At 60.3% G+C, this 25,148-nt stretch carries 26 protein-coding genes; 19 read left to right on the forward strand and 7 right to left on the reverse strand.

Going from position 1 to position 25,148, the window contains the following annotated elements; translation table 11 throughout:
• Nucleotides 1-25: 25 nt before the first annotated feature.
• The 3 genes from R6W86_RS12335 to R6W86_RS12345 are packed head-to-tail and all read left to right on the forward strand — an operon-like array spanning nucleotide 26 to nucleotide 3,457.
• Entirely contained in the window at nucleotides 26-709 is a 684-nt protein-coding gene (locus R6W86_RS12335; protein ID WP_410329720.1) for a TetR/AcrR family transcriptional regulator, read from the forward strand.
• Between the two features lie 36 nt (nucleotides 710-745).
• Nucleotides 746-2,209, forward strand: a complete 1,464-nt coding sequence (locus R6W86_RS12340) for an NAD-dependent succinate-semialdehyde dehydrogenase (protein ID WP_410329721.1) — start codon at nucleotides 746-748, stop codon at nucleotides 2,207-2,209.
• 24 nt (nucleotides 2,210-2,233) lie between these two features.
• Nucleotides 2,234-3,457, forward strand: coding sequence for a CaiB/BaiF CoA transferase family protein (locus R6W86_RS12345; protein ID WP_410329663.1), 1,224 nt, complete (start codon nucleotides 2,234-2,236; stop codon nucleotides 3,455-3,457).
• A 42-nt stretch (nucleotides 3,458-3,499) separates the two neighbouring features.
• On the opposite strand, the gene R6W86_RS12350 is transcribed toward R6W86_RS12345, so the two are convergent.
• Complete coding sequence (locus R6W86_RS12350; RefSeq protein ID WP_410329664.1) at nucleotides 3,500-4,294, reverse strand: enoyl-CoA hydratase/isomerase family protein; 795 nt, start codon at nucleotides 4,292-4,294, stop codon at nucleotides 3,500-3,502.
• Between the two features lie 248 nt (nucleotides 4,295-4,542).
• Between R6W86_RS12350 and R6W86_RS12355 the strand changes: the two genes are divergently transcribed.
• The 6 genes from R6W86_RS12355 (at nucleotide 4,543) to R6W86_RS12380 (ending at nucleotide 11,178) form a co-directional block, all read left to right on the forward strand.
• Entirely contained in the window at nucleotides 4,543-5,358 is an 816-nt protein-coding gene (locus R6W86_RS12355) for an ABC transporter ATP-binding protein (protein WP_410329665.1), read from the forward strand.
• Nucleotides 5,358-6,236 (forward strand): branched-chain amino acid ABC transporter permease, encoded by an 879-nt coding sequence (locus R6W86_RS12360; protein WP_410329666.1) that lies wholly within the window; start codon nucleotides 5,358-5,360, stop codon nucleotides 6,234-6,236. The genes R6W86_RS12355 and R6W86_RS12360 overlap by 1 nt, the downstream gene beginning before the upstream one ends.
• A 1-nt stretch (nucleotide 6,237) precedes the next feature.
• The gene (locus R6W86_RS12365) at nucleotides 6,238-7,281 is read left to right on the forward strand and encodes a branched-chain amino acid ABC transporter permease (protein WP_410329667.1); all 1,044 of its coding nucleotides are present in this window, start codon (nucleotides 6,238-6,240) and stop codon (nucleotides 7,279-7,281) included.
• Between the two features lie 71 nt (nucleotides 7,282-7,352).
• The gene (locus R6W86_RS12370; RefSeq protein WP_410329668.1) at nucleotides 7,353-8,561 is read left to right on the forward strand and encodes an ABC transporter substrate-binding protein; all 1,209 of its coding nucleotides are present in this window, start codon (nucleotides 7,353-7,355) and stop codon (nucleotides 8,559-8,561) included.
• Nucleotides 8,562-8,569: 8 nt separating this feature from the next.
• Nucleotides 8,570-9,379, forward strand: a complete 810-nt coding sequence (locus R6W86_RS12375; protein ID WP_410329669.1) for an ABC transporter ATP-binding protein — start codon at nucleotides 8,570-8,572, stop codon at nucleotides 9,377-9,379.
• Nucleotides 9,376-11,178 (forward strand): AMP-dependent synthetase/ligase, encoded by a 1,803-nt coding sequence (locus R6W86_RS12380; RefSeq protein WP_410329670.1) that lies wholly within the window; start codon nucleotides 9,376-9,378, stop codon nucleotides 11,176-11,178. Before R6W86_RS12375 ends, R6W86_RS12380 begins: the two co-directional genes overlap by 4 nt.
• 8 nt (nucleotides 11,179-11,186) lie before the next feature.
• Here R6W86_RS12380 and R6W86_RS12385 read toward each other — a convergent pair whose 3' ends face one another.
• The 3 genes from R6W86_RS12385 to R6W86_RS12395 all read right to left on the reverse strand — a co-directional run bounded on the left by R6W86_RS12385 (nucleotide 11,187) and on the right by R6W86_RS12395 (nucleotide 15,430).
• Nucleotides 11,187-12,134, reverse strand: coding sequence for a hypothetical protein (locus R6W86_RS12385; protein WP_410329671.1), 948 nt, complete (start codon nucleotides 12,132-12,134; stop codon nucleotides 11,187-11,189).
• Nucleotides 12,135-12,237: 103 nt separating this feature from the next.
• Nucleotides 12,238-15,015 carry a mechanosensitive ion channel domain-containing protein gene (locus tag R6W86_RS12390; RefSeq protein WP_410329672.1) on the reverse strand — a complete coding sequence of 926 codons (2,778 nt, stop codon included), beginning with the start codon at nucleotides 15,013-15,015 and terminating at the stop codon, nucleotides 12,238-12,240.
• A 127-nt stretch (nucleotides 15,016-15,142) separates the two neighbouring features.
• Complete coding sequence (locus tag R6W86_RS12395; RefSeq protein ID WP_410329673.1) at nucleotides 15,143-15,430, reverse strand: YebG family protein; 288 nt, start codon at nucleotides 15,428-15,430, stop codon at nucleotides 15,143-15,145.
• A gap of 288 nt (nucleotides 15,431-15,718) precedes the next feature.
• Here R6W86_RS12395 and R6W86_RS12400 point away from each other — a divergent pair, with 288 nt between their 5' ends.
• The 10 genes from R6W86_RS12400 (at nucleotide 15,719) to R6W86_RS12445 (ending at nucleotide 23,242) form a co-directional block, all read left to right on the forward strand.
• Nucleotides 15,719-16,123: an ABC transporter substrate-binding protein gene (locus R6W86_RS12400; RefSeq protein ID WP_410329674.1), complete on the forward strand. Its 405-nt coding sequence runs from the start codon at nucleotides 15,719-15,721 to the stop codon at nucleotides 16,121-16,123.
• The gene (locus R6W86_RS12405) at nucleotides 16,110-16,331 is read left to right on the forward strand and encodes a hypothetical protein (protein WP_410329675.1); all 222 of its coding nucleotides are present in this window, start codon (nucleotides 16,110-16,112) and stop codon (nucleotides 16,329-16,331) included. Before R6W86_RS12400 ends, R6W86_RS12405 begins: the two co-directional genes overlap by 14 nt.
• A complete protein-coding gene (locus tag R6W86_RS12410) occupies nucleotides 16,325-16,594 on the forward strand; it encodes a hypothetical protein (protein WP_410329676.1) in 270 nt (89 codons plus the stop codon). Before R6W86_RS12405 ends, R6W86_RS12410 begins: the two co-directional genes overlap by 7 nt.
• A 224-nt stretch (nucleotides 16,595-16,818) precedes the next feature.
• The gene (locus R6W86_RS12415) at nucleotides 16,819-18,705 is read left to right on the forward strand and encodes a TonB-dependent receptor plug domain-containing protein (RefSeq protein ID WP_410329677.1); all 1,887 of its coding nucleotides are present in this window, start codon (nucleotides 16,819-16,821) and stop codon (nucleotides 18,703-18,705) included.
• A gap of 107 nt (nucleotides 18,706-18,812) precedes the next feature.
• Complete coding sequence (locus R6W86_RS12420) at nucleotides 18,813-19,256, forward strand: Spy/CpxP family protein refolding chaperone (protein WP_410329678.1); 444 nt, start codon at nucleotides 18,813-18,815, stop codon at nucleotides 19,254-19,256.
• Between the two features lie 155 nt (nucleotides 19,257-19,411).
• Entirely contained in the window at nucleotides 19,412-20,185 is a 774-nt protein-coding gene (locus R6W86_RS12425; protein WP_410329679.1) for a DUF3450 domain-containing protein, read from the forward strand.
• A complete protein-coding gene (locus R6W86_RS12430) occupies nucleotides 20,182-21,549 on the forward strand; it encodes a MotA/TolQ/ExbB proton channel family protein (protein ID WP_410329680.1) in 1,368 nt (455 codons plus the stop codon). The genes R6W86_RS12425 and R6W86_RS12430 overlap by 4 nt, the downstream gene beginning before the upstream one ends.
• Entirely contained in the window at nucleotides 21,533-22,066 is a 534-nt protein-coding gene (locus R6W86_RS12435) for a MotA/TolQ/ExbB proton channel family protein (protein WP_410329681.1), read from the forward strand. Before R6W86_RS12430 ends, R6W86_RS12435 begins: the two co-directional genes overlap by 17 nt.
• Complete coding sequence (locus R6W86_RS12440) at nucleotides 22,059-22,466, forward strand: ExbD/TolR family protein (RefSeq protein WP_410329682.1); 408 nt, start codon at nucleotides 22,059-22,061, stop codon at nucleotides 22,464-22,466. Before R6W86_RS12435 ends, R6W86_RS12440 begins: the two co-directional genes overlap by 8 nt.
• The gene (locus tag R6W86_RS12445) at nucleotides 22,463-23,242 is read left to right on the forward strand and encodes a TonB family protein (protein WP_410329683.1); all 780 of its coding nucleotides are present in this window, start codon (nucleotides 22,463-22,465) and stop codon (nucleotides 23,240-23,242) included. The genes R6W86_RS12440 and R6W86_RS12445 overlap by 4 nt, the downstream gene beginning before the upstream one ends.
• Before the next feature lie 373 nt (nucleotides 23,243-23,615).
• On the opposite strand, the gene R6W86_RS12450 is transcribed toward R6W86_RS12445, so the two are convergent.
• From R6W86_RS12450 to R6W86_RS12460, 3 genes are read right to left on the reverse strand one after another with little or no spacing between them, the layout of a single operon-like run.
• Nucleotides 23,616-23,855: a sulfurtransferase TusA family protein gene (locus tag R6W86_RS12450; RefSeq protein WP_410329684.1), complete on the reverse strand. Its 240-nt coding sequence runs from the start codon at nucleotides 23,853-23,855 to the stop codon at nucleotides 23,616-23,618.
• A complete protein-coding gene (locus R6W86_RS12455; protein ID WP_410329685.1) occupies nucleotides 23,848-23,973 on the reverse strand; it encodes a hypothetical protein in 126 nt (41 codons plus the stop codon). Before R6W86_RS12455 ends, R6W86_RS12450 begins: the two co-directional genes overlap by 8 nt.
• Entirely contained in the window at nucleotides 23,970-25,145 is a 1,176-nt protein-coding gene (locus tag R6W86_RS12460) for a formate dehydrogenase subunit gamma (protein WP_410329686.1), read from the reverse strand. The genes R6W86_RS12455 and R6W86_RS12460 overlap by 4 nt, the downstream gene beginning before the upstream one ends.
• Nucleotides 25,146-25,148: the final 3 nt, after the last annotated feature.

A 25,148-nucleotide genomic window follows, 5' to 3' on the forward strand; every position in this document is an offset into this window, starting at 1 on the left:
GCAGGAGCAGACAGGTGTGGCAGCGATGATTGAAAACTACGAGGCGTTTCGCGACGAGTTGAGTTTGTCCAAGGAGGGTGTCGTCCGTGAGGTATACCACCAGAACAAGGACAGGATCAGCATCAAGAAGGAGGCGACCGCCGTCAAGAACCTGATCCGGATCATCGAATCGACACTGCGACTGGCCAATTCCAAAGGCTTCCATGCCATGACCCTGAGAGATCTGTGTTCGGACTCGGGCATGAGCATGGGCGGCCTTTATGCCTACATTCGCAACAAGGATGACCTGATCCACCTGATCCAGAGCCACGGCTTCACCATCACCCGCCGCACCCTGTTGTACTACACTGGCGAGGTGGATGAGGTACGTGACAAACTGTTTTCGGCGATCAAGGCGCACCTGTACCTGAGCGAACTGATGCGGGCCTGGTTCTATTTCTCCTACATGGAAGCGAAAAGCCTGCCGGCGCCGGAAAAGCGGGATGCGGTGGCCATCGAACTGGAAATTGAAGACATCTTCCTGGGTATCATCGAGAACGGGATCAAGGCAGGCGTGTACCGGCCGAGGAATGCCCGGCTGGTGGCTTCAATGATCAAGGCCCTGTTGCAGGACTGGTACCTGAAGCGCCGGAAATACCGTGACCAGAACGTGGCCGTTGATGACTATGCTGCCTTTGTCAGGGATGTGATTGAAAGCTATCTGCTCTGAGGGCGTTGACTCTCTTTTGTGAGGACTGTGATGACTATCAGTTTGATGAATCCGGAACTGCTGCGCGAAAGCGCATTTATCAATGGCGAATGGGTGCAGACCCGTTCCGGTGATTTGTTGCCGGTGACCAACCCGGCCAATGGCGAACACCTGGCCAACGTGCCGGATATGGGCGCCGACGATACCCGGCAGGCGATCAAGGCGGCCGAGGCGGCCTGGCCGGAATGGCGTGCGCGCCCGGCCAAGGAGCGGGCAGGAATCCTGCGCCGCTGGTTCGATCTGGTGATGCAACACCAGGAAGACCTGGCCCGGCTGATGACTGCGGAGCAGGGCAAGCCGTTGGCGGAAGCCCGGGGCGAGGTGGCTTACGGCGCCAGTTTCATCGAATGGTTTGCCGAGGAAGCCAAGCGCGCCTATGGTGATGTGATCCCGGGCCATGGCAGGGATAAGCGCATCGTGGTGATCAAGCAGCCCATCGGGGTGGTGGCGGCGATCACGCCCTGGAACTTTCCAGTGGCCATGATCACCCGCAAGGTGGCCCCGGCCCTGGCCGCCGGCTGCCCGGTGGTGGTCAAACCGGCGGAGGATACCCCGCTGTGCGCTCTGGCACTGGCGGTGCTGGCGGAGGAAGCCGGTGTTCCACCCGGGATTCTCAACATCGTGACCTGCTCTAAAGACCGGGCGCCGGAGGTGGGTGAAGAACTGACCACCAATCCGGTGGTTCGCAAGGTGTCGTTCACCGGCTCTACACCGGTGGGCAAACTGCTAATGCGCCAGGCCAGCGGCACGGTCAAGAAAGTGAGCCTGGAGCTCGGTGGCAATGCCCCGTTCATCATTTTTGACGACGCCGATCTCGATGCCGCGGTGGCCGGGTTGATGGCTTCCAAGTACCGCAACACCGGGCAGACCTGTGTCTGCGCCAATCGCATCTATGTTCAATCCGGTGTCTATGACGACTTTGTGGAGAAACTGAAGGAAGCTGTCAGCAAGATGGTGGTGGGCGCCGGCCTCGAAGGTGAAACCCAGCAGGGCCCGCTGATCAATGCCGCAGCCCTGGACAAGGTTCAGCGGCACATCGAGGATGCCACCACCAAGGGCGCAAAGGTGGCCCTGGGCGGCAAGGCTCATGCCCTGGGCGGTACCTTCTTCGAGCCGACCATCCTCACCGACGTCACCCAGGACATGTTGGTGGCCAGCGAGGAGACCTTTGGCCCGGTGGCGCCGCTGTTCCGGTTTGAGACCGAGGAGCAGGCGATTGCCATGGCCAACGATTCCGAATTCGGCTTGGCGGCGTATTTCTACAGCAACGACATCCGGCGCATCTGGCACGTGGCCGAGGCCCTGGAAACCGGAATGATCGGTATCAACGAGGGCATCATTTCCACCGAGGCGGCGCCCTTTGGCGGCGTCAAGGAAAGCGGCCTTGGCCGGGAAGGTTCACGTTATGGCCTGGACGAGTTCATGGAGCTCAAATACCTGTGCCTTGGTGGCATGCGCTAACACTTCGGTTGCAAGGAGAGTCGGATGGCAGGCCCCCTGTCGCACCTGCGTGTGCTGGACCTTTCCCGGGTTCTGGCTGGCCCCTGGGCGGGCCAGATCCTCGGGGATCTTGGCGCTGAGGTGATCAAGATCGAGCGCCCGGGAACCGGGGATGACACCCGGTCCTGGGGGCCGCCCTATCTTCAGGGCAAGGATGGTAGCGCCGAGTTATCCGCCTACTTCCTGACCGCCAACCGGAACAAGCAGTCCTTGGCGGTGGACATTGCCCATCCCGAGGGGCAAGCGCTGGTCCGCAAACTGGTAGCCGAATCGGATGTCGTGCTGGAGAACTTCAAGGTCGGCGGCCTCAAACGCTACGGTCTGGATTACGACAGCCTCAAACAAGTCAACCCGAATCTGATCTATTGCTCCATTACCGGCTTCGGCCAGGATGGCCCCTACGCCAGCCGCCCGGGCTATGACTTCCTGATCCAGGCCTTGGGCGGACTGATGAGCATTACCGGCCAGCCGGACAGCGAGCCCGGCGCCGGGCCGATGAAAGTCGGTGTGGCTCTGACGGACATCATGACCGGGCTCTACGCCACCATTGGTGTGCTCGCCGCCCTCAGCCACCGGGACCGGACCGGGGAAGGGCAGTATGTGGAGGCCGCGCTGCTGGACGTGCAAGTGGCCTGCCTGGCCAACCAGGCCATGAACTACCTGACCACGGGTAAGCCACCGGCCCGGATGGGCAATGCCCACCCCAACATCGTGCCCTACCAGGACTTCCCCACCGCGGACGGCAATATGGTGCTGACGGTGGGCAACGACCAGCAATTTGCCCGGCTGTGTGACGTGCTTGGCCACCCCGAATGGGCCCGCGACGACCGCTTTGCCACCAACCGGGCCAGGGTGGACAATCGCAAGGAACTGATACCGAAACTGAGGCAGGCCACGGTGATGCGTTCAACCCGGGAGTGGGTCGAAATCCTGGAGCAGGCGGGGGTGCCCTGTGGACCAGTGAACACCCTGGATCAGGTGTTTGAGGATCCCCAGGTCCTGGCTCGGGGCATGAAGCAGAGTATCAGTCACTCCAGACTGGGCGAGGTACCCACGGTTGGTAATCCGATCAAGCTGAAACTGACCCCGGTGGATTATCGCACGGCACCGCCCCTGCTGGGGGAACAGTCGGAACAGGTGTTGCAGCGGGTTGCCGGTTTGTCTCCCGGAGAAATCGACGCGCTCCGGGAGCGCGGTGTTATCTCGTGACCCCGGCAGTGTGGCCATTCAGGTAACGGGGGCCCGCACAGTTCATTGCCCCCGGAATTGCGCCGGTCGCTTGGCGAGAAACGCGGCTACCCCTTCTTGGAAATCCCGGGTTCCAGTCGCCTTCAGAAAGGCCTGTCTCTCGGCTTCCAGATGTCCGGAAAGTGCGGCTCCGAAGGCATCGTCCGAGAGCCGCCGGAAAGCGGCATAGGCTCGGCTCGGGCCCTTGGCAACCTGACGGGCAAGTTCAGTCAGTGCATCGTCAAACTCGCCTTCGGGGGCAACCTGATTGATCAGCCCCCAATCCAGCGCCTCCCTGGCCGTCAAGGTCTGTCCCAGCAGCATCAGCTGACTGGCTCGCCCGGCACCGATCCGGCGGTTCAGGAACCAGGTGCCTCCGCAGTCGGGGACCGTACCAATGCCATCGTAGGCCACCATGAACCGGGCGTTGGCGTCGGAGATGATCAGGTCAGCTCCCAGGGCCAGGCTCAGTCCGGCGCCGGCGGCAAAGCCCCGGACACCGGCAACGATCGGGGCGTTCAAGTCGCGTAGCATCAGGATCGCCGGGTTGAGCGAGTCCAGCAGGGCATTGACCACCTCCCGGGCCTGTTCGGGGCCGCCTGCCATGCTCGCGACATCTCCACCGGCCATGAAGGCACGGCCGGCTCCGGTCAGGACCACACACCGCAGCCCGGACCACTCTGCCAGCTCATGTACATCGGCCAGGAAAGCTTCAGCCAGGGGGACATTGATCGCATTCAGGGCTTCGGGCCGGTTAAAGGTAAGCGTCGCCACACCGGTGTCAGTGTTGAACCCGGTGGTTACCAATCTGCTTGTCATATTCATTTTTCCAGCAGAGGTGCATCTGAAGGTCGGTTCCGTGCGTAACCGTTGATGTGAGCAATCAGGTAACAGGATAGAAGCATTTGGCTAATGTTGCCTCGATGGACTAAATTAAATCTGTACCCGGGCTGACCCCGGTGACCAGAAAAAACAACAATTACAATCATCTTCAGGCGTAAGTAGGGTGGAAGCGACGCGTGCAGTCGTGCCTCGTTGCCCGGCGCCAGGGGGTGCCGGGAGGTAAAGTGAGTATCCTCGAGATCCGTAACCTGTCTTTGTCCTTTGGCGGTGTGAAGGCTCTTCAGGACGTCAGCTTCCGGGTGCCCGAGAACACCGTCACCACTATTATTGGTCCGAACGGTGCAGGCAAAACGTCGCTGTTCAACTGCATTTCCGGTTTCTATAAGCCCCAGCAGGGCGCCATCCGTTACGAGGGGCGGGAGCTTTCCAGTGGCATCAAGCCGCCGAAACGGGCCGCGCTTGGTCTCGCCCGAACTTTCCAGAACATTGCCCTGTTCCGCGGCATGACTGTATTGGACAACATCAAGCTGGGTGCCCATGTGCACATGAACAGCGGGCTGCTGGGGTCCATGTTCTACTTCGGCGCGGTCCGTCGGGAAGAGATGGAAGTGCGCCGGGAGGTGGAACACCGGATTATCGACTTCCTGGAGATCGACCATATCCGCCGTCAGCCGGTGGCCAGCCTGTCCTATGGTTTGCAGAAGCGAGTCGAGTTGGCTCGGGCGCTGGCCATGCGCCCGAAGGTGCTGATGCTGGACGAGCCGGTGGCGGGCATGAACCGTGAAGAGAAGGAGGATATGGCCCGCTTCATTCTGGATATCCGGGAAGAGTGGGGTGTGACCGTGCTGATGGTAGAGCACGACATGGGCATGGTGATGGACATCTCCGACCACATTGCCGTGCTCAACTTCGGACAGGTCATCACCGAAGGCGAGCCGGCAGATGTCCAGAAAAACCCGAAAGTCATCAAGGCTTACCTGGGTAACAGTGACATCGACAGCCTACGCAAGAAACTCAATCCGCAAGGGGAGGCCGCCTGATGGATTGGTTGTTTTTTGGTGAAATCAGTCTGGCCGGTCTGGCCATGGGCGGGTTGTATTCCCTGATCGCCCTGGGTTTCGTGATGATCTACAAGGCCACCCGGGTCATTAATTTCGCCATCGGTGAAATCATGATGTTCGCCGCCTACCTGTTCCTGGCGTTTGCCGGTGGCATGGAACTATCAGCATGGATCGCACTGCCGCTGGCGGTGATTGGTGGTAGCGTCCTGGGCGGGGTGATCGAGAAGACCATGATCCGCCCGATGCTGGGGGAGTCCCCCATCTCGGTGGTAATGGTGACCATCGGTATCGCCAGCATTCTGGTGGGACTGGTGGAGTTCATCTGGACCGCGGATCCGCAGTTACTGCCTAACTTCCTGCCCCGGGAACCGGTGTTCATCGGCCCGCTCTACCTGGCTCCAAAAATCGCCTACGGCTTCCTGATCGGTTCCGGCCTGTTGGTCGTCTACCTACTGTATTTCCGCTTCTCCCGTGGCGGCGTGGCTCTGCGGGCCACAGCTTCGGACCAGGCCGCGGCCTATTCCATGGGCATCAACGTGCGCCGGGTGTTCAACCTGGCCTGGGTGTTCGGCTCCCTGGCGGCTTCGCTGGCAGGGGTGCTGGTGGCTGCCACCGGCGGGCTTAGCCCGCAGTTCGGGATCATCGGTCTGAGTGTGCTGGTGGTGGTGATTGTCGGTGGCCTGGACAGCATCCTTGGTGCCCTTGTGGCCGGCGTGTTCATCGGCTGGCTGGAAACCGTGGCCGGTGCCTACCTGGGTGGCGAGTACCGGATGCCGGCCACCTTCGTGGTATTGGCGGTAATCCTGGTGATCCGTCCCTATGGTCTCTTCGGCACCCATGAAATAGAGCGAGTATAAGATGCGTATTGGTGACGCCAAACAGACCTACGAGGCCGATGAGGCAATCTGGACCAGCAGCAACCAGAAGTTCTGGTTCGCCCTGCTGCTGCTGACTCTGCTGCTGTTTCCGTTCATGGCCGATTCCTATCTGCTTTACCTGGGCTGCCTGGTGGGCATTGCCGTGATCAGCACCACTGGCCTGAACATCCTGACCGGCTTTACCGGCCTGATTTCACTCGGTCAGGCGGGTTTCATGGGGGTGGGTGCCTATACGGTGGCCTGGCTTTCTCTCAATACTGGCTTGCCGTTCCCGATCACCCTTCTGCTGGCGGGGTTGGCGGCCGCCGCCGTTGGTATTCTGGTGGGGCTTCCCTCACTTCGGGTCAAGGGGCTTTACTTGGCCATTGCCACTCTCGCCGCCAGTGTGTTCCTGCACTTCATTTTCGCCGAGTGGGAGTCGGTTACCGGTGGCATGGGCGGGCTGAGCCTTGATCCTGCGCACCTTTTCGGTCTGACCTTCCAGAGCGACTACATGATGTATTTCATCATCGTACCGCTGGCGGTACTGATGGTGTTCGCAGCCCGCAATGTGTTGCGTACCCGGGTTGGTCGGGCCTTCATTGCCATCCGGGACCGGGATATTTCCGCCGAGATCCTGGGCATCAACCTGCTGCGCTACAAACTGATGTCGTTCGCACTCAGCTCCTTTTATGCCGGTGTGGCCGGCGGACTGTTTGCCTATTTCTACCGGGTGGTGACCCCGGAAAGTTTTCCGCTCTCCATGTCCATTTTCTACCTGGCGGCGGTGATCGTAGGCGGCATGGGTAACCTGCTGGGGGGCATCCTCGGTGCGGCTTTCATGACCCTGGTCCCGGAAGCCCTGAAATTGCTGACTGCGGCCCTGACGCCGTTTTATCCCAATGCGCCCGTGTTCATGTCACCGATGCTGGAAATCATCTTCGGTGCCCTGATTGTGGGCTTCCTGATCTTCGAACCCCATGGCCTGGCGGAGATCTGGCATCGCATCCGCCGGTTTTTCCGGCTGTGGCCATTCCGGAATTAATCGTGTTTCAACGAGTCTTTCTCCGAGAGACCGTGCAACAGCAACAACAAGAAGCAGCAAGGAGAAGAAACATGTTCAGAAACATCCTCAAAAAAGGACGCAAGCTCGCCGGGCTTGGTGGCCTGGTTGCTGCGTTGACCGTAGCCGCCCCAGCCATGGCCCAGGACAAGGAGCCCATCGTGTTCGGTGGCTCGATCCCGCTCTCGGGTGTATTTGCCTTTGCCGGCATTCACCTGCATGCGGGGCTCACGGACTACACCAACTGGATTAACAGTGAGGGCGGCATTAATGGCCACCCGGTGGAATACGTGATGGAAGACACCGCCTACGAGGTGGACCGCTCGGTGGCGGCCTTCAAGAAGATTTCCGGCAGCAACTCACCGGCCACCTATTACGGGGACAGCACCGGCTTCATGAAGGCCATTGCCTCGGAACTCAACAGCATGGGAACCACGCTGATGAGTGGTGCGTCCTATGCCACCGCGCTGACGGATAACGAGCAGTACCCTTACCAGTTTATTCCCGGCCCCAGCTACAGCCAGATGTTTGGCATCATTCTTGAGTATATCGCTTCCCAGGGCGAGGGCGGGGACATGCCGACCGTGGCCTTCGTCTACAGCGATACCGAATTCGGCAAGGATCCCATCGAAAACGGCAAGGCCCGGGCCGCCGAACTGGGTATTGACGTGGTCGAGGAGATCGTCACCAAGCCCGGCAGTGTGGACGTTTCTGCCGAGGTCCTGAAACTGCGCCGGGTGCGTCCGGATTATGTGGTGTTCCACGGCTACGTGCTGTCGCCGATCAACGAGTTCATGGTGCAGATGCGCCAGATGGGCCTGGATACCCAGTTTATGGGTACCTTCTGGTCCTCGGACAAGCTGATCATCGACAAAATGGGCGCGGACGCCGATGGCTATATGGGCGTCATGCCATACAACTATTACGACAGCGAGGAAAGCGGCCCGATGCTGGATGCCCTGAGGGCGCAGGCAGAAAAGAGCGATCCTGACGCCGGCTACCGTCCGACCGGCTACATCCAGGGCTGGTTCAACGCCATGGTCTGGACGGAGGTGATCAAGCGCACCCTGGATGCCGGCAAGGAGCTCAATGCGGACAACATGGCGGAGGCACTGGCTTCCATCGAGGACTGGGACACCGGCGGCATCATCGGCATTCCGGTCACGGTGAAAGATATGTCGTTCCCGGTTGGCCGGATCTGGCGAGTCAATGCAGAGAAGGGCCGTTACGAGCCGGTGTCAGACTGGATTCACCTCGACTGAGGGGCCGTATGGAAGCCTTACTGGAAATTGACAACATCGAGGTGGTCTACAACAAGGCGGTGCAGGTCCTCCGGGGCCTGTCTCTGCGGGTTCCGAAGGGCGCCATTGTGGCGCTCCTCGGCTCCAACGGCGCCGGCAAATCCACCACACTGAAAAGCGTTTCCGGCCTGCTGTCCCTCGAAGACGGCGAAGTAACGGCGGGTGAAGTCCGCTTTCGGGGCAAGGGCGTGAAGGGCGTACCCCCCGAGAAGCTGGTGCGCAATGGCCTGTTTCACGTTATGGAAGGGCGGCGGGTTTTCGAGGACCTGACGGTGGAGGAGAATCTGATTGCCGCCACCTATGCGCTTTCCGGTCGAAGACCGTCCCTGAGTGACAGCTACGAGCTGGTCTACAATTATTTCCCCCGCCTCAAGGAACGGCGCAAGCAGTTGGCCGGTTATCTTTCCGGTGGTGAACAGCAGATGCTGGCCCTGGGTCGGGCATTGATTGCCCAGCCGGATCTGATCATGCTCGATGAACCCTCGCTGGGGTTGGCACCACTGCTGGTAGAAGAAATCTTCACCATCGTTGCCCGGATCAACCGGGAACAGGGCACCGCCATCCTGCTGGTGGAACAGAACGCGGCCGTTTCCCTGGCCATCGCTTCCTATGGCTACATCATGGAAAACGGCAAGATCGTGATTGATGGGCCGACGGAAAAGCTCACCGCTAACGAGGATGTTCAGGAGTTCTACCTCGGGGTGGGCGGCGCCGAAGGTGAAACCCGCAGTTACCGGGATATCAAGCATTACAAACGTCGTAAGCGGTGGCTCTCATGACAACACTGGCAGTGCCTGAACTCACCCTTCCACAGATGTTGCGGGCCCATGCCAGGGACCGGGCCGATCATCTGGCGTTGCGCCAGAAGGATTTCGGAATCTGGCAGGCCTATACCTGGCAGGACTACTACCAGCGCGCCTGTCACTTCGGACTGGGGCTGCGAGCCTTGGGATTGTCCGAGGGTGGTCACGTGGCGATCATCTCGGAAAACCGGGTGGAGTGGGTGATTGCCCAGATGGGCATCGGCCTGGTGAACGGCATCTGTGTCGGTGTCTACCCCACCAGCCCCTGGAACGAAGTGGCCTACGTGCTGGAGCACAGCGATGCCGAAGTCGTGGTGTGTGAGGACCAGGAACAGACCGACAAGGTGATCGAGGCCTGGGGACAGCTACCGCACCTGAAGCATTGCATTACCATCGATATGAAGGGCCTGCGCAACTATCCGGCCCCACCCACGGCCTTCGAAGCCGTGGAAGTCATGGGCCGTGAGTATGAAACCCAACACCCGGATCTGATTGACCAAATGCTCGTCAGCCAGACCATGGACGATACCGCACTGATGATCTACACCTCGGGCTCCACCGGGCGACCCAAGGGCGCCATGATCAGTTGGGGCAACCTGCACGCGGCGGCGCCGGGGTTGATCGAGCTGCTGGGTGTCGACCGGCACGCGTCCAGCCTGTCCTACTTGCCCCTTTGCCACGTGGCCGAACAGGCACTGACAAACATTGCGCCGATGTATGTGGGCAGCACCGTAAGTTTCGGGGAAAGCCTGCGGACCGTGCAGGAGGATCTCCGCGAAATCGCTCCGAGTTTCTTCCTGGGCGTGCCCAGGATCTGGGAGAAACTGCACTCGGCTATCTACATCAAGATCCAGGAGACCGGCCGTCTACGCCAGGCCCTGTTCCGTTGGGCAATGCGGGTGTGTGAGCCGATGGCCACCAAAAACCGCGTGCAATGGACCCTGAAGGAAAAACTGGTCTACGGCTTGAGCTACTGGCTGATCTTCCGGGCCTTGCAGAACTACATCGGCCTGCGCCGCTGCCATATCGCGCTGACCGGGGCAGCGCCGATTTCCACCGGCATCCTGTCGTTCTTCCGGACCATCGGCATTCCCCTGGTGGAGGTCTATGGTCAGACGGAGAGCACTGGCGTTGCCACCGCCCAGCCCCTGGGCGACATCCGGCTCGGCACCGTCGGTGTGGCGATCAGGGGTGTCGAGGTCAAGCTGGGGGAACAGGACGAAATCCTTATGCGTGGTGGCAGCATGTTCAAGGGCTATTACAAGAATGATGAGGCCACGGCGTCGACCCGGAGGGACGGCTGGCTGCATACCGGCGATGTGGGGGAGTGGTGTGACGGCCAGCTGAGGATTGTCGACCGTCTGAAAGACATCATGATCACCGCCGGGGGCAAGAACCTCTCGCCTACCGAGATCGAGAACACCATCAAGGCCAGTCCTTATATCAAGGAGTGCATCGTGGTCGGGGAGGCGCGCAAGTACGTCTCGGCCCTGATCCAGATCGATTTCGAGACCGTGGCCAAGTGGGCGGAGCAGGAGCGGATTCCCTACACCACCTTCCGCAGCCTGGCCGAGCACGAGCAGGTCAATGACCTCATCCGCGCCGAAATCGAGAAGGGTAATGACCAGCTGCCCCAGGTGGCGCAGATCAAGCGCTTCCACCTGCTGACCAAGGAACTGGATCACGACGACGATGAAGTAACGGCGACCATGAAGGTGCGTCGCAGCAACATCTACGAAAAGTACATCGATGTGATCGAGTCGCTTTACGTCTGAGGCGCACGTCAATAGCTGTCATTGAGCAACTGGTGGTATTCGGTTTTGAAGCGATCCAGGCTTAGGTAACGGTTCCGGTGGTCCACCAGCCCGGCAGTATTGAAGGCTTCGACGAAGGCTTCGGATTCGCCGGAATAGGTGGTGCCGTCCAGACCCTCCCAGTCCGCGAACTGGATAAGGTCCAGCAGTACCGTCAGGGTGAGTTGGCCGTTGGCCTCTTCCAGATAGTGGTAGGCCAGGGCGTAGTGTTCGAAGCGGTAGTCGGCGGTGGTGGCGTCATAGACTGTGACATCCAGCAGCGGGTCATAATCATGGTGCTGGTAGACCGGCGCAATGGGCTCGCCTGCCACCACCGATGCCTGGCCCTCGGCAAACCACAGGGGCAGGAGCGACTCCCTCGCCTGATAACGGCTCAGGTTTTCCTGCACGTAGTGGGCCAGTTCATGGGTAATGATCCGGTCGGTGTCGTATGGCCACTGGCTGGCATAGGGCATGATGCTGACGGCCGCAACCGATGCCGACGCAAACTCGGTTCGGGACAGGGTCGGGCTGAGACAGCCGATCAGATGGTCCGGGTAGCGGACAGCCGTGCTCCGGTCCTCTGCAAATTCTGGCCAGCGTAGCTGGAACCGGCTCAGCACACCATCAATGCGCCGCTCCAGTTCGGTTGCCGCCGCGCGGAAGTCGGTCTCGCTGTATGCGGATGAGCCGTAGACCCGGACCCGGCCGCTGTCGGTTTCAAAGTACAGGGTATCGTCAATACAGACCTCGCCCGCCGTGTTCAGGCTCCAGGAATCGTCCGGGAAGTCCTCGCCGGTATTACTGATATAGAGGAAGAATCCCGAAGAAAAGGAATCCCGATCGGGTTCGTCATCGAATCCTTCGGACATCGTCACCTTGCAGCCTGACAGTAAGACAGCGGCAAGGCCTGCGAGTACTGTTGCGGTTCTGTTCATCCCGACCCCCGGCGATAACGTTGTTACCCGCTATTTTCTCAAAGCGGTAAGCGGGATGTCGTCAACCGGTGTAAAGATCCGGTAAATGACGTTCCCCTGAGTCTCATTCCGGATCATTCGCCTGCTCCCTTTGTGTATCGCCCGTGTTGCCCGGGGATGAATCCGTAGCGGTGCGAATGTGAATGTCCCGTTGCGGAAAGGGAATCTCGATCCCCGCTTCCCTTAGCGACCGGGTGATGGTCGCGTGCAGCTCGTGAGACAGGGCCATGATGTCGTTGATGTCCCGCACGAACACCCGGATCTCGAAGTTCACGCTGCTGTCGCCGAGGCCGACGCAGAATACCGCCGGTGCCGGATCGTTCACTACACGCTCGTTGTCAGTGGCAATCCGGAACAGCAGCTCCTGAACCTTGTCCACGTCGGAACCGTAGGCGACGCCAACCCGGACGATGACCCGGGTAATGGCGTCGGTCAGGGTCCAGTTGGTCAGGTCCTGGGTGACAAAAGTCTTGTTGGGAATGATCTGTTCCTTGCGATCCCAATCCACCAGGGTGGTCGCCCGGATACGGATCCGGGATACGGTACCGGTGATACCGTCAATGGAGACTGTATCGCCGACACGGATCGGCCGCTCGAACAACAGGATCAGGCCCGAAACGAAGTTGGCCACGATTTCCTGCAGGCCAAAGCCCAGGCCCACCCCCAGGGCCGCTACCAGCCACTGCAGTTTCGACCACTGCAATCCCAGTACCCCCAGCGCGGCGATGATGCCGATAAAGACAATGATGTAGGTGGCCATGGTGGTGATGGCGTAACCCACACCCGGTTCCAGGCGCAGCCGGCTCAGGAACATCACTTCCAGGGTGCCCGGGAGGTTGCGTGCGGCCAGTAGGGTGCCTGCCCCGACCGCAAACGCGAGCATCAGGTCACCCAGGTTGATGGGTACCGGAGCTTCACCTTTGACGCCGGTGTCGATGCTCCAGAGGGTGATGGCTTCAAAGATGCCCAGGGCGGGGAACACATCGTCCCACAGCATCCAGAGGCCGATGCCGACAACCACCAGGGACAGGGTGCGTAGAAGGGTTTCGCTTTGCTGGCTGATGGCATTCATGTCCTGCCGTGGTGATTCGTAGCTTGCCGGCACGGCCTCCCCGGTGGATTCCGCGGCTTCACGGGCTTCGGCCAATTTGCGTTCGGCTTCACGCTCTTCTAGGCGTCGTACCAGGGCCATACGCCGTTCCCGGACGGTCAGGCCGCGCAAGCCGAGATAATGCAGCAGAATGACAAAGGCGAGCCAGCAGATGCTCATGAACATCAGGCCTTCAAGGCGAACGGCACTGTAGTGGTAGCCCCAGGCCGAGAGCACCGCAAGCATGGGAGGTACCGCAACGGCAACGACATGCAGCATCTTTAGCGCCCGTCGACTTGGTTGATCCTGGCGCACAGCGGACATGAACTTGTGGGCAAACCACGCCAGTGCCAGGGAGACGATGGCGAAGAGGGTGCGGCCGAGGCTGTCGCTGTAGGCTGACCCCTCGGGCAATGCCATGGCAGGCATGATGATGACGATGGGCGTCAGGATCCAGAGCAGCAACGGAATCTGCGTGCGAAGAGCCTGCAAGGTGTTCGGATTCCACTTGAAATGTCGCTCACCCAGACCATCGGGATAGGCAACGGTATAGACGCTTCGTAACAGCAGCATGGTAAATGCGGCGTTGGAGAGGCCCCGGGATAATGCGTGCAGGAACTCGTTGCCCTCGTCCAGCAGCAGTGAAGCGATGCCCAGGGCAATCACTGCAGGCAGGGCCCGCATCAGGCTGAGAAGGCTGGCGTAGAGGGTCAGGTTCCATTGGTCCTTGCCGACGTCGCCGACGTCCTCTCCCGACTCGGCCAGCGCCCGGCGAAATGCCCTGCGTCGGGCAGACAGGAAGATCAGCAGGCCTGCAAGCAGGGTGATTTCGGGCCAGTGTTCTTCAAAAGAGGCCTTGATGCCATCCCGGAGTGAGGTCCATTGCAGCCCCGACACCAGCCACCGGACACCTTCGAACAGCTTTCCGAAGGTATCCAGACCCATGGCTTCGGTACTTGGGAGCCAGAACAGGCGCTGCTGCAGCAGCTCCTTGTAGGCCTCCAAACGGGTCTTAAGCTCTGCGACGGTATTGTAATAATCGTTCAGCACTTCAATGTGCTCGGTAACCACACCGTGTAATTGTCGGAGCAGCTGGGAGCGCCGTACTTCCAACTGACCACGGATGTCGTCGGTGGGGTTGATCACCGCCTCGAACTCTTCCAGCCGCAACTGTTCTTCGCGGGCTGCGGAGAGCTGGGCGCTGATGCCCTGGGTGAGGCCGGCGGCAATCGTCTGGATGCGCAGTCGTTCCAGTCGCTGGCGCAGCAGGTTGGCGTAATCATCGGTGAGATTCAGCCCGGCCCGTTCCAGCCTCAGCTGGAAACTTTCGTATTCGTTGTCCAGGCGCTTGAGCAACGACCCGGCAAATTCCAGCCGTTCCTGGCTGGTGCCCAGTGCCTGCTGGCGGGTATTCAGTGCTTCCTCCAGCTTTTGGATCTGCTGGCGGATGTCTTCGGTCTCTGGCGCCGGCAGCTGGCTTTCCAGCGGCTCTTCCAGTGCTTCGATCTCGGGCTTGACTGGAGTGGGGGAGGGTTCGGGTTCCTTATTCTCTTCTTCGGCAGCATTCTTGCCATCTGCCTTATCCTCCCCGTCCTTGCTTTCTTCCTCTTGCACCGGCGGCTGTTGTTCGGTCTGGGTCTGTACCGGGGGAAGCAGGTCGTCCAGTGCAGCGGTGACCACCTGTTGGGCGGCAACCCCGCTGGTCCAGAAGGCCAGAGAGCACAGCAACAGGAAAAGAAAGCGACTATTCATGAATGAAAAGAGATTCCGGAGGAGTTTCCGATAGTGTAGCCAGAATACAGGGTGGGAAGGGAGAATAACGGCGTTACGGTCGTGTAAATGGCGAACCGGCAACGCCGCATGATGTAACGGTGGGAGCTTACTCGCCGATTTCCCCGGCTGCTTCTGCATTCAGCAACTGCGGCTTCTTCAGGGCCTTCTGGAACAGGTCCTTCTCTTCGGCAATGGCCATGGCGCATTGTTCGGCCAGGTCTTCTCCCAGCCCCTCGACCTTGCGCTCCAGGAACATCTGGATGTTCTCGGCCAGTTCCAGGATCTTATCGCGGGCGTCCGCTTCGGCTTTGGATTGAAAAAGCATCGTGTCGGGATTCTTCAGCGCCATTTCCAGGCCGTCCTTATCCGAGTAGTAGAGTGCTTGTACTGCCATGAGATTTCCTCGCAGTCTTTATGGGTCTGTATGTTTGTACAGTGGCGGATGGTACACGAGTGTGGGGAAGTTGGGGAGTCAAATAGAAACGCTAAGATGAATATGGAGTCTGGGGATACAGTCAGTAACGAAAATACTGCTCTTTTTACATTGAACGTCCGTTCAGGTTTTCAAATGCGGGTATAGTTTCGTCGCCAAAAATACAAGACAAATCAGAAGACTATTTCAATGAAAAGGAGAGCCACCCTGCTCGCAGGTTTAATCCTGTTTCTTTGCAGTTTCCCGCTTATGGCTGAATTCATCCGGCTTGGCTTCAACTATCCGGAATCCGGCCGTAACAAGAATCTCGGTTTGCAGCAAAGGCTCGCAGCCTTCCTCGCGCTGGATGAAGTCAAGGAGGCTGGCGGTATCCTTGGTAGGAAGGTTGAGCTGGTCATTGGCAATACGGCCGGTGAGCCCGAAAGGGGCGCTACTAATACGGAAGAGCTGATCCTCGAGGAGAACGTGGACATTGTCTTCGGAGGCGCCTCCAGTGCTGTGACCATTGCCTCAGGCAAGGTGGCGAAGAAGCTGGGTCGCCCGTATTTCGGAACCACCACCTCCGCCAATGCCACCACCGACACCAAGAAGCACCCTGACGCCCTTCCCGAGAGCACTCATCCGGGATTTCAGAGAGGCTTTGGAAGCTGCTGAAGCGAGCAACGCGGACGTGCTGGTGCTGGTTCCGTACGGTGATGATCTGGTTCGGGCGCTGCACGTAGCCTTTGGAATAGGCTTGAAAGTCAAAGTTCAGATTGTCCTGCCCAACATCACACTTGGCATCGCCCAGGCTGTCGGTGCCACCATCCTGGAAGTCGTTATTTCGACAACGCCCTGGAAGGACATGAGTACACCTTGCTGAAGGACCGCCAGCAATGGCGTGCGGTTGATCACCAGAACCCGCGGATGGTTTACGTGGTGCGCAGCAAACCCCGGAATCAGGTGCTGGACGATGAACTGCGTAGTGACTTTTTTGAAGTGGTGGGATCGCTTGAGGGAGGAAAAGCCGCGCAGACACTGGAGCAGTGGCAGGCTGAGCGGGCTGCAGCTGGGGCAAGCCGCCGTATTTGTGAGAAGTGGCCGGGATTTCGGTATTTAAAACCCCCCGCATATTGTGGGGCGTAGCGCCTTGACGGGCGTTGTTCCGATACAAGAGCTGGCTGGTTGACTTGGGGGGGAATCCCCTGTGGGCTCGGCTGACTTGCGACAATCTGCCACAGGGCAAGTCAAAAAAATATGACGATGGCTATGCTATGGTCCCGCAATAATCGCCCGCAGCGGACAGCATATGCGGGAGATTTACATGTCTCCATTTCCATTAAACTCTCCTCGCCTGAGGCACCGTCGGCATGTCAGAAATGAAAACAACGGGATACCCAGCGCTTGCCCTCACTATCTTTTTCTTCAGCGGAATAGCGCATTCGCAGGACTCTGAAGATCTGTCCACCATCATCGTAACCGCGACCCGGACCGAGCAAGCCGTGGAGGATGTCAGCGCCTCGGTCGAAGTCATTGATCGTGAGAAGATCGAGTCATATTCGGGGAACAGCGTCAGTGAAATCCTGGAGGCCGCCACCGGAGTCGATGTGGCAGAGCGAGGCAATGAAACTCGCATCTCGCTACGGGGCATGAACAAAGAGCATACGCTGATTCTTGTGGATGGGCTTCGGCGCACTGACAAGGCTTCGGGGAACGTCATCACCAATATCCAGGTAGAGGATATCGAACGCATCGAGATCGTGCGTGGTCCCATGTCGGCCCTCTACGGATCAGACGCCATGGGGGGTGTCATCAACATTATCACCTCCAAACCACAGGATGGTCTCCACTATGGATTCGATGTAACCGGCGGCGCTACAGATGATGGGCAGCGTGAGACGGGCATTGCGGGCGGCTATCTCAACTGGGGCGATAACAGGCAGGGGCACCGGCTCAGTTTCGAGACTCGTTCGCGGGGCGACTACCGCACAGACAAGTCTCAGCTGGATACCGACAAGCGCAGTGAAGAGCGCAGAAACGTCTCATACCGCGGGCAGTTTGAACTGAATGATACGGATCAGCTGCGCTGGAGCGCCGAGTACGCCGAACAGGACGATGAGGGTATCGGACTCGATCCGAAGGAGGATCCCGTTACCATGATCGAGACCGAAGATCGCTACCATCTTTCTCTGGGATATGAGGGCATCATGGGCGGCGGCGTCACCGACCTCTCAGCCGGCCATGGCTCTGCCGATTCTACCTCCGACAAGGGCACAGGAGTTCAAGACGATACCACCTCCACCACGGATGAACTGCAGGCGCAGTATACCTTCTGGCCAGTATCGAGCCACACGATGACTCTGGGCTATGGATTCCTGGGCGAGGAGTTCGATTCCACCGCCATCAACGGTGAAGAGAGTCGTGACGTGAACAGCCTCTTCCTGCAGGACCAGTGGGACATCGTGCCGAAGGTGAAACTGACAGCAGGCGCGCGCTACGACGAGTACAGCGATTTCGGGAGCGCCACCAGCCCTAACATCTCGCTGGCCTGGCGCCCTGGTCCCTGGACCCTGCGCGGGGGCTACGGCGAGGCGTTTCGCGCGCCCTCCATGATGGAGCTCTATGCCGATTATACACTGGCCAGAAAACGCAGAGTCGGTAACTCTGGTCTGGATGCAGAGACCTCGCGCACCCTGGAGATGGCACTGGCGCGGCGCTTCAAAAAGGGTCAGGTAGAGGTGGTGGTCTTCCGCACCAAAGCTGAAGACCTGATCGAGAAATATTTTATTCAGACCAATCCCACGATCGAGTCTTACCGCAACATAGATGAAGCTGAGATAGATGGGGTTGAATTCACTTGGCAGTACCGCCCTGGAGGAACCTGGCGACTCAATGGATCAGTGGAATACCTCGATGCCAAGGATGAAAAAACGGATGAGCCTCTGACCCACCGTGCCGATCTCGCTATTAAGTTGGATGCAAGCGTTCGTATCGAAAAGGCAACATATCGCCTGCGCATGAATCATACTCAGGACTATTTTGGCTTCGATGGCATCACCATGGCTGAGACACCCTATTACAGCGACTTCACCAGTTTTGACTTCCGCCTCGACTACCAAATCGCGAAACCCCATAGCCTTTTCCTGGGAATCAATAATCTATTCGATAAGGAGGTTCCAGAGAACATGGAGGCGGGTGGATCCCCCTATGACCCGGGCTCGCGTTATCTATACACGGGCTATAGGGCGAGATTCTGAGGCTTCTGATGTAAACGATGGATCTTGGGCCGCAAAATAGAGGCTCATGCTTTCATGCCAATGTCAACATTCGTTCCACTTATTACATGCTATCCAAGGAGATTTTCATGAAGTACAGCAATTTGGTTCTCGCATCATTTCTTGCCGTCGGTGTAACGGTCACTTCCGCCTGGGCCATGGGTCCCGGGAGCGGGCCAGCCGGGTCCTGTCAGGGAGGTCCGGGGGCCGGTGGTAATTCCCCCATGCAGGCATTCATGAATCTCGGCGACACGCTGGACTTGACATCAGATCAGGAAACCGCGCTGGCGGAGTTCATGGAGACGCTTCAGCAGAGACGAGGCGAAATGATGAGGGCCCGCATGTCTTCCCAGCCCGCCGCCGACGTTGAAAGGCCAGCCCCGGAGATTCTGCGCGACAAAGCCCGGATGATGGAGAACCGTGTAGGCATGATGCGGACCATGGCCGATGCATTGGAGAAATTCTATGTCAAACTCACACCAGAGCAGCAGGCCGTCCTCAGCCAGACCATTGCTAGCCACGAAGGCGGTTAAGGATACAGGCTAGCATGTCATGATGGCGTCTTCATGGCGCCCTTCCTGGCCGAATGCTGCATGAACTCCTGTACTGGCGTTTATGCAGCAACCGGAGTCTATTTTGACGCTACAGTTTTGCAATCACCGTTCTTGGAAAACGAGGGAGTCAGGTCGTGGAAAGGTTTCGCCATTTGCTGGTAGCAGGGCTGACCCTGTGGCTGCTATCTGCGTCCTGGGTGGGCGCGGAGCAGCCGCTCGAGGAGGCCAGTGAGGCCCAGCGTACCCAGGCCGAGCTGCAGGCGCGCATCGACGAGGCCGACGGCGAGACCCGCGAACTACTGAACGAGCTGCGACGGATAGAGGCCGAAACCCGTCGGATCGAGGATTACTGCGCCGCGCTGGCCCCGCGTCTGGCGGAGCTTGAGGCATCGCTGGGCCAGCGCGAAGCGGCATTGGACGGCTTGGACGAAACGCGGGCGGCCCTGCCGGCCCTGAACCGTGGCCTGCAGGCGCGTCTGCAGCGCTGGATCGACCAGGATCTGCCGTTTCTGCTCGAGGAGCGTCGGGCGCGGGTGGCCAGCCTCGACGACGGCGCTCTGCCGACCACCGAGCGTCTGGAGCGGCTGCTGTCAGCCTGGCGCAGCGAGCTTGCCTACGGGCGCGAGCTGGATGCCTGGCGCGGCTATCTGAGCGAGGACGAAACCCGGCGCGAGGTGGACTTCCTGCGCCTGGGGCGGATCGGGCTCTACTACCTGACGCCCGATGGTCGCCAGGGGGCCGTCTGGCGGGTGAACAGTGCCCGCTGGCAGGCGCTGGAGGACGGCGAGCGGGCAGAGGTCCGCAAAGGGCTGCGCATCGCCCGCGATCAGCGCGCCCCAGAGCTGCTGAAGCTGCCGGTGTCTCGTCTCCTTGAGCCGCTGGCAGCCGCTGAAGAGAAGCGTTTATGAGCCAGAGCCTCTCCCTGCTGCTGGCTCTGCTGGTGTTCGCCGCTCCCCTGGCCGCAGCCCCGCCTGAGGCACTGACCACACTGCGCGTCGAGCGCGAGGCTGCGGAGGCCCGGGATCACGCCCGTCTGATGGTTCTGGTCGAGGATCGTGGGGCCCTCGAGCAGGCGCTGTTCGAGGCGCGCGAGGCCCGGGACGACGCACTCCGACGCCGCGCTGACCTCGAGACCCGTCGCGAGGCGCTCGAGGCGCGGGAGGCGGTCCTCGAAGCACGCCGTGAGAAGGAACAGGGCCAGGCGCTGTCCGCGCTGCTATCGACCCTGCAGAGCTACAGCGGTGAGCTGCGCGATGGCCTGGCCGACAGCTGGCTGACGGTGGGCGGCGCGATGCCGCCTCCACGCCTCAACGATGTTAAGGTGCTTGAGCTTACCCATGTCGAGGGGCTGGCCGACAGCCTGCTGGCGCTGACCGTCGAGAGCGGACGAGTTGCTGTTGTTGAGGCGCCAGTGGCCGGGGCTGACGGCGCGGTGACCCGGCGCAAGGTGGTGCGCCTGGGCGACATGGCGGCCTTTTCCGAGGGGCAACTGCTGCGCCGCGGGGCCGGTAACGGCATCCTGGCGGTAGCGCAGTATACTCCGCCGCCGGTCAGCAAGAGACTGGCCGCCTTCCAGGCCGGTGAAAGTCCTGTCCTGGTGCTGGATCCGACCCGCGGTCAGGTGATTGCCGCCCTGGCTCAACGCCCAAGACTGGCAGAGCGCTTTCAGCAGGGCGGCGCCGTCGGCTATGTGGTGGTGGCCCTTGGTACCCTGGGACTATTGGCCGCACTGGCCCAGTACGGCTACTTGCTGCGGGTGACCTTGGCGGTGCGCCGCCAGCGGCGTGAGCTCGACCGGCTGCGCGACGATAATCCCCTCGGCCGGGTATTGGGTCGCTTCCGTATCTTGGACGACGGCCACGCCCCCGAGGCCCTGGAGGCGCGCCTTGACGAGGCGATACTGGCCGAGCAGCCCAAGCTTGAGCGCGGCCAGGCGTTGATCAAGCTGCTGGCCGCCGTGGCCCCGTTGCTGGGGCTGCTGGGTACGGTGACCGGGATGATCGTCACCTTCCAGTCCATCACCGTATTCGGCACCGGTAACCCGCAGCTGATGGCAGGTGGCATCAGCCAGGCGCTGGTCACCACCGTTCTGGGGCTGGTCACCGCCGTACCCCTGCTGTTCGCCCATACGGCGCTCGCTTCGCGCAGCCGGCAGCTAGTCGGCATTGTTGAGGGAGAGGCCTGTGCGGCTCTGGCGCAGCATCTGGAGGCGCGGGCGTCGTCGCCGAGCAAGAACACCGAGCAGAGGAGCCATCATGCCGCCCTGGCTTGAGCCCCTGCAGCGGCTCGCCGAGGCGGGCGGGGCGGTGCTGGTGGGGATTGCTCTGGTGGCCGTGCTGCTCTTCGGTCTGGCCCTAGAGCGGGTGTGGTTCTTTCACATCGTCTACCGTCGGGCACGGCGCCGCCTGGTTCGACGCTGGTCGGCCCGGGCTGATCAGCAGAGCTGGAGTGCCCGAACCCTTCGTGAGGTCTGGGTCCGGGAACTGGTCGGTCGGCTGCGTCGGCCGCTGCCCTGGCTAAAGCTTCTGGTGGCGCTCTGTCCACTGCTGGGGCTGCTGGGCACGGTCACCGGCATGATCACCGTCTTCGACGGTCTGGCCGCCGGCGAGACCAGCCAGGCTCGGGCCATGGCCGACGGCGTGGCGAGAGCGATCCTGCCCACCCTGAGCGCCATGGCGGTGGCGGTGGTGGGGCTGCTGTTCACCAGCCGCCTGGAAAACATTACTCGATGGGAGGGCCAGCGACTGCACGATCGCCTGGCCCGCGCCGCGGAGAAGAGTCATGCGTAGGCGCCGGCTCGGCAGCGATAGCGACGATAACGGCGAGATCAACCTGACGCCGATGCTGGATGTGATCTTCATCATGCTGATCTTCTTCATCGTCACCACCAGCTTTATCAAGGAGAGCGGGGTAGAGATCGAGCGCCCCGAGTCCAGCACCGCCGCGCCGCGACCGAACGCCCAGGTAATGGTAGCGCTTACCGCGGAGGGGGCCGTCTGGGTGGACGGCGAGGCCGTGGACGCCCACCGGGTGGGTGAGCGCGTCGCCGCGCTGATCAGCGGCGAGGGCGGAGTGGTGATCCAGGCCGACCGGGCGTCCACCACTGGCCTGCTGGTGGAGGTGATGGACCGTCTTCGTCAGGCCAACGTCGAGGACGTGGCGGTGGCCACGAGCCGGAGCGGTCCATGATCCGGGTAGGCCTCTCCCTGCTGGCGGGGGGCGCGCTGGCTTTGCTGCTGTTCTGGCTGCTGGCGCTGCTGGTCGCCCCGCCCGAACCCGACATCGAGGTGGAAAAGATGGCCATGAGCCTGCGTCTCGTCGAGGCGCCGGGCATCGCCGCTGCGCCGCCGCCTGCGGCCGAACCCTTACCGGAGGCGCCCGCCGACCCCACGCCGGTGGCGCTGCCCGACAGTCGTCTGGCCGTGCAGGATCCCGAACCCAAGCCTGAACCCAAGTCTGAACCCAAGCCTGAACCCAAGCCGGAACCCGAACGCGAACCCGAACCCGAACCCGAACCCGAACCCGAACCCGAACCCGAACCCGAACCCAAGCCTGAGGCCAGGCCGCAGCCATCGCTCAAATCCCCGCCTGATTCCCAGCCCGCCGCTGAGCCCGCGCCTTCGCCGGTAGCCCCGTCGCCGACGGTCCGGGCAGCATCCGGCCCGCCCGAGATGCCCGCGGCTTCCCAGGAGCCGGTAGACGTGGGTAGCTCGGCCCGGCCGACGCATCGCGTACCGCCGCTGTATCCCTCACTAGCCCGGCGCCGCAGTCTGGAAGGCCATGTGACGGTGCGCTTTCTGATTCGCGCCGACGGCAGCGTCGATGCCGGAAGCATCAAGGTGCTTGAAGCACGCCCTCGCAAGGTGTTCGAACAGGCGACACGTCAGGCCATCGCCGGCTGGCGCTTTGAGCCAGCCGAAGGCCTGCGCTGGGCCCAACAGCGCATTGAGTTTCAACTGAGATGATAGCGAGATAGCGAAGGCCGATGCAGATCGATCACCAGCGGGCGATGGGCCTTGACCTGCATCTTCAACGGATGGGGCGGACACAAATGCCGTTGATGGTGAAAGGAAACGAGGCGCATCAGCCATACTCCTCCCGCTCAGGATGAATGGCCATGTGCTTGAAGGCAAATGGAAAATTTGCACGATCTCGCGCCTGCTCCAGCGCCTTCTCTTCCAGCCACAGCTTTATCGGCAGTTTCTCCGTTTCAATAACTGCCTTTCCGCTAGTGTCCCTTAACACTTTCGGAGCTTGCCGGTTAAGCTGGATTGAGGTGGCCCCCAGGGATACCCGAAGCTGCTTGACCGGCTGGCTAAAAAATTTCCCGAAAGCAAACTATGCCAAACAGATCCGATAACGGAGAACACCCGCCTCCTCCTCGCGAATCCATTCAATCCGGTGACCAGTTATCTCGCAAAGCGCCTGCATATCCTTGCGGCCACTGGGGTCGTCGGCCAGAAACTCGACCAGCGTACCGCTGGGCAAGCCCTGGGTACGTTTTTTGAATCGCAGAATCGGGAGAGGGCATACCAGACCGATGGCATCGATCTGGTATACCTCGGACTGATCAGTCAAGACGCACGCTCTCACTGCTGGTCAGTTCTGCCGAGGACCAGCCGAACTGGTTCAGAACAACCGGTGCCAGAGAGGCAATGACCAATGCTGCGACAAATGCGGAAATCATAACCTTCATGATGACCCTCCTTTGCCCTGTTTGTCTTCGACCTCGGCCACCCAGAGATCGTGATGCTGGCGGGCCCACTCCAGATCGACCTGGCCGTTACCCATGGCATCAAACGCACCCTCCATACCGACCGAGCCGATGTAGATGTGGGCGATGATGGCCACCGTCATCACGAATGCCACAATCGAGTGCCAAATGTTGGCATATTGCATCTCTTCATGTGGTGCCAGGTCAGTCGGGAGACTGGTGCCCAGGACGCTGTTGATGACACCGAAGGTGTCGGCAAACATGGGTAGTTGAAATGGGAACAGCAGCGACAGTCCGGAAAGGGAGGCGGACACGCCCAACACCATCACGGTCCAGAAGATGATTTTCTGACCGGCGTTGAATTTTTTTGCGGAGGGGTGGCTCTTGGTAAAGATACCTCCCCCTGCCCTCAGCCACTGCCAATCCAGCTTATTGGGAATGTTGTGTGCAACCCACATGACAAATGTCATGACCAGGCCGAGCATAAACGCCCAGGCAACATTGTTGTGGAGCCACTTGGAACCGGTTGCGAGGATGGAAAAAGCGTCGAGCCCAATCAGGGGAATCAGGAAGCTGCGTCCCATCAAGGTGACCAGTCCCGTTATACCCAGCGCGATAAACGAACCGGCGAGCAACCAGTGGCCAAAGCGCTCGATGGCTTTGAACCGTTCAATGGTCGTGCCCGCTGGGCCGCCATCGATCATGATTCTGCCGCGAACAAAGTAGAACACCACGAGTAATACGATGATGCCCAACAGGGCACTGCCGCCGTAGGTGATGACCGGTCCTTCCCGCAACTTGTACCAGGCAATACCTTCATCCTGGATCATAACGCCATTGGCGGGGCCGGGGGACTGAACGGTGGGGTCAATCTTGTTATAGCGAATAGAACGCCAGACGTCGGTATCTGAGACGCCGCCCAGGGTTCCAAGTTGATCGCTGATCGGCGCCGCATTGGCCGGATTACCCAGGTTCTCGGAGCGGAAACTCTCGTCCAGTTTCAACTGCTCCTGACGGCGCATTATATCTTCGAGGGTCTGGGCACCCCCCGTCGCTGTCCGATCAACTGCCGGGGCCTCTTCTTGCGCCCACGCAGGATTGAACAGCAGTGTCGCCAGCACGAGGGCGGCGGCACCCAATAGTTTTTTGTTCATTAG

The organism is Marinobacter sp., assembly GCF_046484525.1.
In the GTDB taxonomy this organism is placed as follows: Bacteria; Pseudomonadota; Gammaproteobacteria; order Pseudomonadales; family Oleiphilaceae; genus Marinobacter.